This window comes from Tenacibaculum geojense, assembly GCF_042676005.1.
Classification (GTDB): domain Bacteria; phylum Bacteroidota; class Bacteroidia; order Flavobacteriales; family Flavobacteriaceae; genus Polaribacter; species Polaribacter geojense.
Window position 1 is genome coordinate 141,974 of the sequence record NZ_JBHTJR010000051.1, and the last position, 13,131, is coordinate 155,104.

The window sequence follows — 13,131 nt, forward strand, 5'->3', positions numbered from 1 at the left end:
TTGAAAAATTACCTAACATACCTATTTTTATTTGTAACCTGTTTATGCTTTTCACAATCACCTCTTGTAAAAGCAGAAGTAGATACAACATCAATACGAATTGGAGAACAATTTGAATATAAAATTACTGTTAATGAAACAGACAATGTAATTATTCCTAAACTAAATGAAATATTAGGTTTAGAAGTTGTTGACACTTTAAAAATAGACACTCTAAAAAATAAATTAGTTAGAAAATATATTTTAACTGGTTTTGATAGTGGAGCATATTATATTCCGCAACAACAAGTATTCATTAAAAACCAAGCTCATTTAACAGATAGTTTACTTATAAATGTTGCTTCCATAGCTATAGATACCACAAAAGTTCAAAAGTTTCCTATAAAAGGGATTAAAGCTGAACCTTATCAGTTTGATGATTTTAAAAATACAATTTACTGGATTTTAGCCATCTTTTTAATAGTTGGAACAGTTTTATATTTTGCTCTAAAAAGAACAGACAATCAACAAACGTACACTTCAGAACCTTTGTTAGCACCTTACCAAGAAGCAATAAGAAGCCTTAAGCTTTTAGACGGAAAACTTCTGTGGCAAAATAATAAAGTAAAAGAATATTACAGTGAACTTACAGATATTATTAGGCATTTTATAGAACGCGAACTACATGTTCCAGCGCTAGAGACTACAACTGATGGATTGTTAGAAACGTTAAATGATTTTAGTGGCACTAAGGCTATTGATACTGATAAAGAAACCTTACAAAAGCTTCATAAACTATTACAACAATCTGATTTAGTAAAGTTTGCAAAGTCCAAACCTTTAGCTCATGAAATTGAAGCAGATAGAAATATTGCAGAACACATAATAAAAAACATAAAACCGAAAGAAATTGATACAGAACAAGAAATAGTTAATCTTCAACCAGTTGTGATTGTTGAAAAACCTATTGTTCAAAAACCATCAATATGGGTTAAAATTGTAGTTATCTCTCTTTTATTAGCCCTAGTAATAATTATTGCTGCCTATGTAGGGAAACTTGCTGAATTGTCTAACACCATAAACAATACTGTACCTTATGCTCAATAATTTTGAATTCCATAGTCCAGAGTTTTTTTGGCTGTTAATAGCTATTCCGCTACTAGCTGTTTGGTATTTTTACAACCGAAGAGAAGAAAGCGCAACGCTAAATATTCCTTCTACACGTGGCATAAAACCAACTATAACTGCGCAACTAAAACCTTTATTATATGTTTTAAGGTTAGCAGCATTATCAGCTTTAATTATTGCATTAACAAGACCAAGAAATGTTTCAGTAAGTAAAAAAACCAAAACAAATCGTGGTATTGATATTGTTATGGCCATAGATGTTTCTGCAAGTATGCTTGCTAAAGATCTTCAACCTAACAGACTGGACGCATTAAAAAGAGTAGCTACAGATTTTGTGAATCGTAGACCAAATGATAGAATTGGTATTGTTGTGTATGCTGGTGAAAGCTTCACGCAAACCCCAATTACAAGCGATAAATCCATAGTTAAAAGAACAATTGCTGAAATTAAATGGGGACAGTTAGAAGGCGGTACAGCAATAGGTATGGGTTTAGGTTCTGCAGTAAACAGACTTAAAGAGAGTGAAGCTAAAAGTAAAGTAATTATATTGCTTACAGATGGAGTTAACAATGCTGGATTTATTGATCCTGTTACGGCTACAGAATTAGCAAAAGGTAATAGTATTAAAGTATATACTATTGGTATTGGTACTAACGGAATGGCTCCTTTCCCTTGGGCTAAAGACCCAAGAACCGGAAAATTATCATTTAGAAATCAGCAAGTTGAAATTGACGAAGATTTACTGAAATTTATAGCGAAAGAAACAGATGGCAAATACTTTAGAGCTACCAATAACGAAAAATTAAAAGCTATTTATAACGAAATTGATAAGTTAGAAAAAACTAAAATAGAAGAATTCAAATATTATAATTATACTGAAAAATTCAGATTATGGATATTTTTAGCAGGTATTTTATTACTTATTGAATTTGTTTTAAGAAATACTTTATTTAAAAGTTTTATATAAAAATCAGCAAAAATGTATAAGTTAGAAGAACCTATCTATTTTTATTTATTTGCAATTATACCCATTTTAATTGTGGTGTTTTTGTTGGTTTCATGGTGGAAAAAAAGAACACAAAAAAAATATTTTAATACTACTTTATTAAGCAGGTTAGCTCCGTACAGCTCTAACTTTAAACCTAGGTTGAAATTGTTTTTTTTAATACTAAGTTTTAGTTTTTTAATAATTGCTTTGGTTAACCCTAAAATGGGCACACAATTAAAAACTGTAAAACGCGAAGGAGTGGATGTAGTTTTTGCACTTGACGTATCTAAAAGTATGTTAGCCGAAGATATTGCTCCTAATCGTTTAGAAAAATCAAAGCAAATAATATCAAAAATTATTGACAAACTAGGAAGTGACAGAGTTGGAATTATTATTTACGCAGGAAATGCCTACCCGCTGCTTCCAATCACAACAGACCATGCTGCTGCAAAAATGTTTTTGCAAAACGCAAATCCAGACATGGTATCCAGCCAAGGAACAGCAATTAATGAAGCTTTAGAGTTAACTTCTACTTATTATAATAATGAAGAACAAACGAATAAATTTTTAATCATAATTTCTGACGGAGAAGACCATCAAGAAGAAACTAAACAAATTGCTCAAAATTTAGCAAATACTGGTGTAAAGCTTTACACTATTGGTGTTGGTACAGAAAAAGGTGGGCCAATTCCTATTAAATTAAACGGATCTTTAATCGGTTATAAAAAAGACAACAAAGGCGAAACCGTAATTACCCAAAGAAAACCAGCTGTTTTACAAGGTATAGCAGACGCCTCAAGTGGAATTTATATAGATGGAAATAAAACAGATGAACCTGTTAAAACTATTGAAAAAATTATAGCGAACGCTCAAAAAAGCGAGTTTGAGACGCAACAATTTTCTGATTATAAAGATCAATTTCAATGGTTCATTGCACTTGGACTTCTGTTTTTAATTATCGATGCATTTGTTTTTGAAAAGAAAACTAAATGGCTGAAAAAAGTAGATTTATTTGATGAAGAAAAGAAGTAGAAGTATGAAAACACTAATCAATTTACTTATCATAATTTTATTATGTAGTTCAAGCTTTACTTGGGCACAAAAAGACACGCTACAACTTAACCGAGAGGCAAGATCTTTACTTAGAAAAGGAAACAAGCTTTATAATAAACAAAAATTTAGTGAAGCTGCTATTGCCTACAGAAAAGCTTTGGGTAAAAACAGTAACTACGATAAAGCTACTTATAATTACGGAAACGCTTTATATCAAAGTAAAAAATACAAAGAAGCTGTATCTGAATACGAGACTACCATTAAAACATCTAAAGATAAATATGCAAAAGCACAAGCTTATCACAACATGGGCAATGCATTAATGGAACAAAAACAATATCAGGGAGCTGTAGATGCCTATAAAAATGCATTAAGAAATAATCCTAAAGATGATGAAACTCGTTACAATCTTGCTGTTGCTCAACAAAAATTAGATGAGCAACAAGAAAAAAACAACCAACAAAACAATAATAACAAAGACGACAAACAAAACAAAGACAATAAAGACCAAAACAAGGATAAGAAACAAAATAAAGATCAACAAGAACAAAACGATCAGCAACAAGATAAACAGCAAGACCAAAAAGAGGGTGGCGATAATGATGAGAATAAAGATCAGAAGGAGAAAGAAAATCCAAAAGATCAAAATCAACAACAAAAAGGAGATAATAAAGATCCTAACAAGCAACCTAAACCTCAACCTGGTAAAATGACGCCTGAGCAAATGAAGCAGTTATTAGAAAGTTTAAATAACGAGGAAAAGAAAACGCAAAAGAAAATGAACGTTCAAAAAGCTAAAGGTAAAAAAGTAAATCAAGAGAAAGATTGGTAAACTTTAATATAATTTTAAGAGTAAACACTTAACAATCAATTAAATTATTGTTTTAAAATTTAGTTATTTTTATCCGATTTTTGAATACCAATGAAGCTGAAACTTAACATATCAATATTAGTATTTTTTATTAGTCTTTTTTCTTATTCCCAAGATGTGGAATTTAAGGCTACTGTTAGTAAAAATAAATTAGGTGTAAACCAACGTTTACGTGTAGAGTTTTCTATAAACAAACAAGGAGCTGATAATTTCAAAGAGCCAAATTTTAAAAACTTTAAAATTGTTGGAGGACCGAGTCAATCTGTAAGTCAATCATGGATTAACGGAAAAGCCAGCTTTAACCAATCATACACTTACATTATTCAACCATTACGTCAAGGAGAATTTAATTTACCTCCTGCAACGATTGAATATAAAAATGAAACATTAAAAACAGAACCTGTAAAAATTATTGTTACGGAAGCTGTTAAAATTCCAAAAAATCCTAACGACCCTAATTATATAGCGGAGCAAAACATTCATTTAGTTGCAGAAGTTTCTAAAGGAAATCCTTATGTAGGTGAATCTGTATATGTAGAGTATAGAATTTATTTTAGCGATAATATTCAAATATATGACAACGCAATAACAGAGGCTCCTAAATATAATGGTTTCTGGAATCAAGAAATTAAAAGAAATGGAATGCCTGTTAAAAGTACAATGTACAATGGTGAGCAATATAATTATGCCGTATTACATAAAGCATTATTAATTCCAACTAAAAGCGGCAAACTAACTATTGAACCAATGAAAATGGATATTCTAGTGGCTGTACCAACTGGAAGAGGAGATTTTTTTGGAAACGCAATTGTTAGGCAGGTTAAACGTGAGTTTTCCTCAGCTAAAAAAACTATAAACGCCAGAGCACTTCCTAACGAAGGTAAACCTGTTGATTTCACAGGAGCGGTTGGAGACTTTACTTATAGTGTAGATTTAAGTAAAACAAATCTTAAAGCAAATGAATCTTCAACCATAACAGTACAAGTAGAAGGTACAGGTAACTTAAAATTAATAGAACTACCTAGTATTGAAACTCCAAAAGAGTTAGAAGTATACCAACCTGAAAGAAAAGAAAAAATAAGTACTACTTCAAAAGGTTTAAGAGGTTATATAGCCAATAAATATACTGTAGTACCAGAATACAAAGGAAAATATAAAATACCTGGCACATCTTTTAGTTATTTTAACCCTGATGAAGAAAAATATTACACCATTTCTTCTGATGATTTATATGTAGATGTTTTAGAAGGTAAAGAGCTTACAACAACAAACAATAATACTGTTGTAAAACAAACCGTAACAGGTGGTAATAACTTTAGATTTATTCAAACTAAAAGTAATTTTACACCAATTAATACGTCTTCATTTTTTAATAGTACTACTTTTTATATTTTATTATTACTTCCATTAGTAGTAATACCATTAGTTATACTTCTTTACAAGAAAAAAGAAGAAAGAGATGGAGATGTTATGGGGAATAAAATTAGAAAAGCAGATAAATTAGCTAAAAAATATTTATCAGAAGCCCAGAAACAACTTGGCAATAAAGAAGCTTTTTATGAATCTTTAGAAAGAGCCTTTCACAACTATTTAAAAGCTAAACTAAAAGTTGAAACTGCAGACATCAGTAAAGAAAGAGTAACTAGTTTATTAACTAACAAAAAAGTAGACAGCAGTACCATTAACCAATTTATTGCTATTTTAAATGAATGTGATTTTGCTCGTTACACTCCGATAGATAACGTACAAATGAACGAGCAATACGAACAAGCAAAACAAGTAATAACCCAACTAGACAAACAGTTATAATGAAAAAAGTATTTTTAATTTTATTATTTGTAGGTCAAGTTTTGTTGGGACAAAATACCAACGAATTATTTACTAACGCAAATAATTTATACAAAAATGGCAAATATGAAGAAGCCATAGAGCTATATAAAAAAATAGAAAATAATGGATTAATTTCATCTGAATTGTATTACAATTTGGGTAATTGCTATTATAAACTAAACAAAGTAGCTCATACAATTTATAATTATGAAAAAGCGTTACAGATAGACCCAACTAATGATGACGTTAAAAACAACCTAATTTTTGCAAAAAGATTAACTCTTGATAGAATTGAAGAATTGCCTAAAAGTTTATCGCAAAAAATAGAAACAGCAATATTCTCAAAGATCAGCTACAATACATGGGGAATAATTGCAATATTATTTTCTAGCCTTGCAACCTTATTATTTTTAGCATACTATTTTTCTGATAAATCATCATTAAAAAAACTATATTTTACCTTGAGCGTTGTTTGTGTATTATTTTTACTAAGTAGTTTTGGTATTGCTAAGCACCAATATAACAAAGAGAAAAACACTACTGAAGCCATCATTTTTACTGAAGAAATTATAGTTTTTAATGAACCTACACAAAGTGCTGATGAAGCTTTTAAATTACATGAAGGCACAAAAGTTTTAGTTTTAGATGCTGTAGATGAATGGAAAAAAATTAAATTAGCTGACGGTAAATTAGGATGGATTATTGCGAAAAACATCAAAGAATTATAATTCGCAATATTATAATTCTTATTTTCGTAACAATTCCATGAAATCTAAAAGACACATATTTTTAAAGTATTTACTACTATTACTGCTCTCTTTAAAAGCAGTTTATTTTGTGTCTGAGAATATAAATATTCTTGATAATGATATTGAACTATGTTCTGAAATAGATCAAGATGAAAATGAAAACGATAGTAAACAAGAACTTGATGAAAATGAAAAAATAACTCATCAACACAGTACTTTGTTTAAACTTCAAATTCAAAACACCAATAACAACAATCATTTTATAATAAAACACTACAAAACACTGCTTGTAGAGTTTACTACTCCACCACCAGAAAAACATACTTATAATCAGGTTTCATAAATAAATTTAAAAAACAGAAGTTGATAAATAACTTCTTTAAACCCTTATAATATGTTTAAAACATTAAAAAATGATTTACCCGCAAGTGTTGTGGTATTTTTTGTAGCATTACCATTATGTTTAGGTATTGCTTTAGCCAGTGGAGCTCCATTATTTTCAGGATTAATTGCTGGTATTGTTGGAGGAATTGTAGTTGGTGCTATCAGTGGCTCTAAAATTGGAGTAAGTGGACCCGCAGCTGGTTTAGCGGCTATTGTATTTAGCGCAATAGATAATTTAGGTAGTTTCGAAATATTTTTAACAGCTGTAGTTTTAGGTGGAATTATACAATTAATACTAGGTTTAGCTAAAGCGGGTGTAATTGCGTATTTCTTCCCTTCATCAGTTATAAAAGGAATGTTGACAGGTATTGGTATTATCATTATCAAGAAACAGATTCCTTATTTCTTTGGCCATGAAACACCAAGAACTGTTGGTTTTTTGGAATTCTTTACCTCTTTGGATAAAACTAGGATGAGTCCAATTATAATTGGATTAATAGGATTAGGTATTTTAATTTTATGGCAACAAGTATTAAGTAAAAAAGGAAAAATATTTCAATTAATACAAGGTCCTGTAGTCGCTGTGGTTATAGGTATTGTTTATTATTTTGCAACTTTAGGAAATAGTGATTTAGCATTAAACGCTGTTGAATTGGTAAGTGTACCAGTACCAGATAGCGTTGATTCGTTTTTTGGTCAATTTACTTTTCCAGATTTTTCAGGTATAACAAATCAAGAAGTTTGGATTGTTGCTTTCACCATTGCAATTGTTGCTAGTTTAGAGACTTTATTATGTGTTGAAGCTACCGATAAATTAGATCCGGATAAAAATGTAACTCCTACTAACAGAGAACTATTTGCACAGGGTGCGGGAAATATTTTTTCAGGATTAATTGGAGGTTTACCAATTACACAAGTTATTGTTCGTAGTTCGGCAAATATTCAATCTGGAGGAAAAAGTAAAATGTCTGCTATAATTCATGGTTTCTTTTTATTAATCTCTATTATTTTAATTCCAACTTTATTAAACAAAATTCCATTATCTGTATTAGCAGCTATTTTATTTATTGTTGGTTTTAAGTTAGCAAAACCTTCAACATTTATGAATATGTTTAAGTTAGGATGGAAGCAATTTATTCCTTTCATGGCAACTGTACTACCAATGGCAATAACAGGTGATTTATTATTAGGTATTGGGTTAGGTTTAGCTGTTGGTATTGTGATTATTTTGTATAAGAACTATGAAAATTCACATTTTTTACATAAAGAAGGAGAAAAAGGACATGTTAAAATGACATTAGCCGAAGAAGTAACCTTTTTTAATAAAGGTGCTATTTTAAAAGAATTAGATAGCTTACCAGAAAATTCTGATTTAGTATTAGATGTTACCAATACTAGGTATTTAGATAATGATATTATTGAAATTTTAGAAGATTTTGCTCACAAAGCAAAAGAAAGGCACATTAATATCAAATTAATTTCTGAAAGAGGTATTGTAGAAAATCCTGATAGTTATATAGAATTTTTTAAATTAAGACCAAAATCAGCATAACTAACAATTAAAACTTATAAAATGAGAAATAAAGCATTATCAAAAGATATTCAAGTAGGATTAACTCCTAACGCTGTTTTACACGATTTATTAGCGGGTAATGAGCGTTACACAAGTAATAATATAACAGCTTCAGACGTTCCTAGCTTAGTTGAACAAACAACTAACGGACAATTTCCTAAAGCAGTAATTTTATCATGTATAGACTCTCGTGTTCCTGTAGAAATGGTTTTTGATCAAACTATCGGAGACGTATTTGTTGCTCGTGTTGCAGGAAACTTTGAAAACGTTGATATTTTAGGAAGTATGGAGTACTCATGTAAAGTAGCTGGTAGTAAATTAGTATTGGTTTTAGGTCATGAAAGCTGCGGTGCTGTTAAAGCTGCTTGTGATGGCGTAGAGCTTGGAAACATAACTGCAATGTTAGATAATATTGTTCCTGCTGCTAAAATGGCTTCAGAAGAAGTAGATGGTGTTGCTGATTCTTCTAACAGTGCTTTTGTTGCTAAAACTGTAGAAAATAACGTAAAATTAACCGTTGAAAGAATCCGTGAAAAAAGTCCAATTTTAGCAGAAATGGAAAAGAATGGAGAAATTCAAATAGTTGGCGGAGTATATTCATTAACCACTGGAAAAGTTACCATGTTGTAAATTTTAAATTTACATAATAAAAAAGTCCGAAAACTAAATTTTCGGACTTTTTTATTATATGGTTTCTTTGGATTTTGATTCTTCTTTAGTTGCATCGGCCTCTTCCTCATCACCTTTTATTATTGACGGAAACAACATTGGTGCAATTTTTTTTACAGGCCTATACAAAATAGATTCATTTAAACCTTCTTGAGATACAAAAGGAATGGTATCATTCATTTTTCCAAAAAAGATAAATATTACACTTAAGATTAATCCTATTTTTAACGCTCCAAATACTCCTCCTAAAATTTTATTTAAAATACCTAAAGATGCAAAATCTGCAATTTTAGTTAATATTTTACCTAATAAAGCTATTACTACTATAATTACAACAAAAGTCGCTGCAAATGCAGCAAGTGTAATATATTTTTCATCCCAACTTACACTTGTTTTTAACCAATCTCCTATAAAATAAGAAAAGTGAATAGCTCCATAAACTCCAGCTACCAAAGCAACCAAAGAAGCAACCTCAACAAAAAGTCCTTTCATTAAACCTCTTACAAAACCAAATAAAAGCAAAGCCGCAATGATAATATCAAATGTATTCATAGTGTAAAATATTTTAACAAATATAGTAACTGGTTTGTATCTTTGCTACAATTAAAAATTATGAATAAAGACATTAATTTAAAAGAAAAGTGGGATACGCTTGTAAACTCTTTATCTAATGAGTTTGCTGATGGTGATGATTTAAATGTAGATGGAATAATCTATTTAATTGGTGTTCAAGAACTAGGACAAGGACATCGATCTTTTAAAAAAGATGAAAAAATAAACTTAATGCATATTGCTATTTGCAAATTATTAGAACCATACGGCTATTATGAATTTGATTATTTTGATAATGATGGGTGGCCACACTATAAAACCTTAACGGAACTTCCGAATTTAAAACCTGGCGAACAAACTGTATTAATTAAAGAAGCAATTATTAATTACTTTGAAAGTATAAACTATTTTTAAGTAACAGACATTTTTTTAATCAAGTACGAAAATAACCTAGGAAAATAACGTTTAACGTATACACCAAATTTTTCTTTAGCACCAGCAATATAAGCTTCCTCTTTATTAGTAATGATAGCATTTGTCATTAATTTAGCAAATCTATCAGGATGTATACCAGAATCGGTTGCCAAATCCATTTTATTTTGTGGAGATCCATCGCCAGTCAATGCATTTATAGATATATTAGTAGTTACAAAGCCAGGACAAATTAAGGTTATAATGATATTATACTTTGCAACTTCTGCTCTTAAACTATCAAAAAAACCATGAAGCGCATGTTTTGATGCCGCATAAGAAGAACGCAACGGAGTACCTATTTTACCTACAATACTAGTTGTTACAACTAATTGACCTGATTTCTTTTCTATAAAATAAGGCAGTATAGCTTTTGTTAGTGCAACAGTTCCTAAATAATTTATGTCCATAATTCTTTTATCAACATCAATAGAAGTGTTTTCAGCTAATGAACGTTGACTAATGCCTCCGTTATTTACTAAAATATCAATGGTTCCAAAAAATGATAGGGCTTCAGAAACTTTTTCTTCTAAATTATTATAATTTTCAAGGTCTAATGGTAAAACACTCACCTCCTTAGAATTGCTACACAACGATTTAACTGCATTTAATTGTGTTATATTTCTAGATGATAAAATTAATTTTGTATTTTGCTGCGATAAGTATATCGCTAATGATTTACCAATACCAGAAGATGCTCCAGTGATCCAAATAACTTTATTTTTCACTTGCATTGTAAGGTTTTTTAATTGCAATGTACTTAATATTAAATAAGAAATAGTAATTTTGGTACGTTTATTGAAATGTGTACAGTGAAAATTAGAATATATAATAAAATAAATCCCTAAATGATGAAAAAAATTCTTGCATTATTAGTATTTGTTACATCTATTGCAAATGCTCAATTCTCTATAAAAGGAACAATGACCCCACCAGATAAAGGTGATTGGGTAATTTTATATAAAATTGAAGGAGCTAAACAAAAATTTATAAAAAACGAAACTGTTCAGTTTAGTAAAGTGAATATTGGTGGGAGAGAACAAGAAATTGCTCGTTTTGAATTCAAATTACCTGCTGACACTAAACCAGGAGCATATCGTTTAACATACAGAGACCGAGGAGCTGGTTTTGTTGATTTTTTATTTAACAAAGAAGATGTTGAATTAATTTTTAACCCGCAATATCCTGACGAGTCTGTTATTTATACTAAATCTTTAGAAAATAAAGTATACCGTGAGTATATGGATGCTTTATCTTTAACGCAAAGAACGGTTGATTCTTTACAAGTTGCTTACTTAAAAGATCCTTCCAAAAGTACCAAAAAACAGTATAAGAAAGCTGTTGAAGCTGTTGAAGATATGCAAGATATTTATGAAGGTAAGTCTAAAGGAATGTTAGCTAATCATTTCATCAAATCTTCAAAGTCTTCTAATCCAGATAGTCCATTAGATGACACACAAGAATATTTAAACTCGGTAGTTGATAATTTCTTTAAAAACATCGATTTTTCAGATGAAAAATTATACTACTCATCATTCTTTATTGACAAAATTACGGACTATGTATTTTATTTAAACGTTGCTGAAGGTCAAGAAGCACAACAAGCTTTGTATCAAAAATCTATTGATAAAGTAATGGACGTTATCAAAGAAGATAAATTACGAAAAGAAGTGATTGAGTATTTAGTAACACGTTTTACTAATGCTAGAAATTCAGGAGTAGTTGATCGTCTTTTTGATGAATATTACAGCAAATTACCTTCTGAGATGCAAGACAATAAATTTAAAGATGAAAAATTAAGTTTATTAACTGCTTCTGTTGGAAGAACAGCACCAGATTTTTCTTGGACAGAGGAAGGAAAAGAGTATAAATTATCTACTATTAATGAAGCCGATAAGTATTTATTAGTATTTTGGAGTACTGGTTGTCCTCACTGTGTTGATGAAATTCCTTTATTACACAAAGAAATGCAAGCGTATAAAAATGTTTCTGTAATTTCTTTTGGAATTGAAAATGAGGTTACAGAATGGCAAGAGTTTGTTAAAAACTTACCTAATTTCCATAATGCAGTTGGAACACACCCTGATTACAAGTTTGATAATGAAACAGTAAAAAAATATAATTTAACTGGAACACCTTCTTATTTCATTTTAGACAAAGACAAAAAGATTATTGCTTTACCTAATGGTTTAGAGGATGTAAAAGCTTATTTAAACGAACTATAGGGTTCTAAAAATATTCTAATAAAAAAGACACTGATAACAGTGTCTTTTTTTTATGCTAAAAAAATAAAAAGGCATCTTCAATATGTTTAATATCATACGAATTTGAATCTTTTAAAATGGCTATAATATCAAAACGTACATCTGAATTTATATTATTATGAACAATATAATGATCCATTGCACTTATTAAAAGTTTTATCTTTTTGGGAGAAACAAAATCTTGTGGATTACCAAAATAACTAGATGATCTTGTTTTTACTTCTACAGCAGCTATAATAGCTTCTTTTTGGACAATTATATCTACTTCTGCTTTTAAAAATCTATAATTTGTCTCTAAAATTTTATAGCCATTTCTCTTCAAATAATCAATAGCTATTGCCTCTCCTTTATTACCAAGATCATTGTGTTGTGCCATAGTTTGTATTATATTTGAATAACTGCTAAAAAAAATAATGAATAAAAATATTGGAAATTTAGACAAAACCATAAGAATTGCAAGCGCTTTAATAATAGCTGGACTTTCTTATTTTAACATAATAACCGGTGTACTTGAAATTACACTTTTGCTTATAGCTATTATTTTTCTTGTAACTAGCTTACTTAATTTTTGTCCTTTGTATAAAATATTTCGTTATAGTAGTTGCAAAAAAGAATAACTA

At 29.6% G+C, this 13,131-nt stretch carries 15 protein-coding genes; 12 read left to right on the forward strand and 3 right to left on the reverse strand.

The window, feature by feature from the left end:
• The 9 genes from ACFQ1U_RS11295 (at window position 1) to ACFQ1U_RS11335 (ending at window position 9,185) form a co-directional block, all read left to right on the forward strand.
• The gene (locus tag ACFQ1U_RS11295; RefSeq protein WP_386108413.1) at window positions 1-1,086 is read left to right on the forward strand and encodes a hypothetical protein; all 1,086 of its coding nucleotides are present in this window, start codon (window positions 1-3) and stop codon (window positions 1,084-1,086) included.
• Window positions 1,076-2,074, forward strand: coding sequence for a vWA domain-containing protein (locus tag ACFQ1U_RS11300; protein WP_386108415.1), 999 nt, complete (start codon window positions 1,076-1,078; stop codon window positions 2,072-2,074). The genes ACFQ1U_RS11295 and ACFQ1U_RS11300 overlap by 11 nt, the downstream gene beginning before the upstream one ends.
• 12 nt (window positions 2,075-2,086) lie before the next feature.
• A complete protein-coding gene (locus tag ACFQ1U_RS11305) occupies window positions 2,087-3,127 on the forward strand; it encodes a vWA domain-containing protein (protein WP_386108417.1) in 1,041 nt (346 codons plus the stop codon).
• Between the two features lie 4 nt (window positions 3,128-3,131).
• Window positions 3,132-3,980 (forward strand): tetratricopeptide repeat protein, encoded by an 849-nt coding sequence (locus ACFQ1U_RS11310; RefSeq protein ID WP_386108419.1) that lies wholly within the window; start codon window positions 3,132-3,134, stop codon window positions 3,978-3,980.
• A 90-nt stretch (window positions 3,981-4,070) separates the two neighbouring features.
• On the forward strand, window positions 4,071-5,828 hold the full coding sequence (locus tag ACFQ1U_RS11315) for a BatD family protein (protein ID WP_386108421.1): 1,758 nt from the start codon (window positions 4,071-4,073) through the stop codon (window positions 5,826-5,828).
• Window positions 5,828-6,577 carry a tetratricopeptide repeat protein gene (locus ACFQ1U_RS11320; protein ID WP_386108423.1) on the forward strand — a complete coding sequence of 250 codons (750 nt, stop codon included), beginning with the start codon at window positions 5,828-5,830 and terminating at the stop codon, window positions 6,575-6,577. The genes ACFQ1U_RS11315 and ACFQ1U_RS11320 overlap by 1 nt, the downstream gene beginning before the upstream one ends.
• Before the next feature lie 37 nt (window positions 6,578-6,614).
• Window positions 6,615-6,941: a hypothetical protein gene (locus tag ACFQ1U_RS11325; RefSeq protein WP_386108425.1), complete on the forward strand. Its 327-nt coding sequence runs from the start codon at window positions 6,615-6,617 to the stop codon at window positions 6,939-6,941.
• Window positions 6,942-6,992: 51 nt separating this feature from the next.
• A complete protein-coding gene (locus ACFQ1U_RS11330; protein ID WP_386108428.1) occupies window positions 6,993-8,534 on the forward strand; it encodes a SulP family inorganic anion transporter in 1,542 nt (513 codons plus the stop codon).
• Between the two features lie 21 nt (window positions 8,535-8,555).
• Complete coding sequence (locus tag ACFQ1U_RS11335) at window positions 8,556-9,185, forward strand: carbonic anhydrase family protein (protein WP_386108430.1); 630 nt, start codon at window positions 8,556-8,558, stop codon at window positions 9,183-9,185.
• A 54-nt stretch (window positions 9,186-9,239) separates the two neighbouring features.
• Here the strand turns inward: ACFQ1U_RS11335 and ACFQ1U_RS11340 are convergent, their stop codons facing one another.
• Window positions 9,240-9,776, reverse strand: coding sequence for a CvpA family protein (locus ACFQ1U_RS11340; protein ID WP_386108432.1), 537 nt, complete (start codon window positions 9,774-9,776; stop codon window positions 9,240-9,242).
• Window positions 9,777-9,836: 60 nt separating this feature from the next.
• Between ACFQ1U_RS11340 and ACFQ1U_RS11345 the strand changes: the two genes are divergently transcribed.
• Window positions 9,837-10,190: a hypothetical protein gene (locus ACFQ1U_RS11345; protein WP_386108434.1), complete on the forward strand. Its 354-nt coding sequence runs from the start codon at window positions 9,837-9,839 to the stop codon at window positions 10,188-10,190.
• Here the strand turns inward: ACFQ1U_RS11345 and ACFQ1U_RS11350 are convergent.
• A complete protein-coding gene (locus tag ACFQ1U_RS11350) occupies window positions 10,187-10,981 on the reverse strand; it encodes an SDR family oxidoreductase (protein WP_386108436.1) in 795 nt (264 codons plus the stop codon). The genes ACFQ1U_RS11345 and ACFQ1U_RS11350 overlap by 4 nt on opposite strands.
• Before the next feature lie 114 nt (window positions 10,982-11,095).
• On the opposite strand from ACFQ1U_RS11350, the gene ACFQ1U_RS11355 reads away from it, so the two are divergent.
• Window positions 11,096-12,472 (forward strand): TlpA family protein disulfide reductase, encoded by a 1,377-nt coding sequence (locus ACFQ1U_RS11355; protein WP_386108438.1) that lies wholly within the window; start codon window positions 11,096-11,098, stop codon window positions 12,470-12,472.
• Between the two features lie 55 nt (window positions 12,473-12,527).
• On the opposite strand, the gene ACFQ1U_RS11360 is transcribed toward ACFQ1U_RS11355, so the two are convergent.
• The gene (locus ACFQ1U_RS11360) at window positions 12,528-12,887 is read right to left on the reverse strand and encodes a YraN family protein (protein WP_386108440.1); all 360 of its coding nucleotides are present in this window, start codon (window positions 12,885-12,887) and stop codon (window positions 12,528-12,530) included.
• Window positions 12,888-12,924: 37 nt separating this feature from the next.
• Here ACFQ1U_RS11360 and ACFQ1U_RS11365 point away from each other — a divergent pair, with 37 nt between their 5' ends.
• Window positions 12,925-13,128: a YgaP family membrane protein gene (locus ACFQ1U_RS11365; protein WP_386108442.1), complete on the forward strand. Its 204-nt coding sequence runs from the start codon at window positions 12,925-12,927 to the stop codon at window positions 13,126-13,128.
• Window positions 13,129-13,131: the final 3 nt, after the last annotated feature.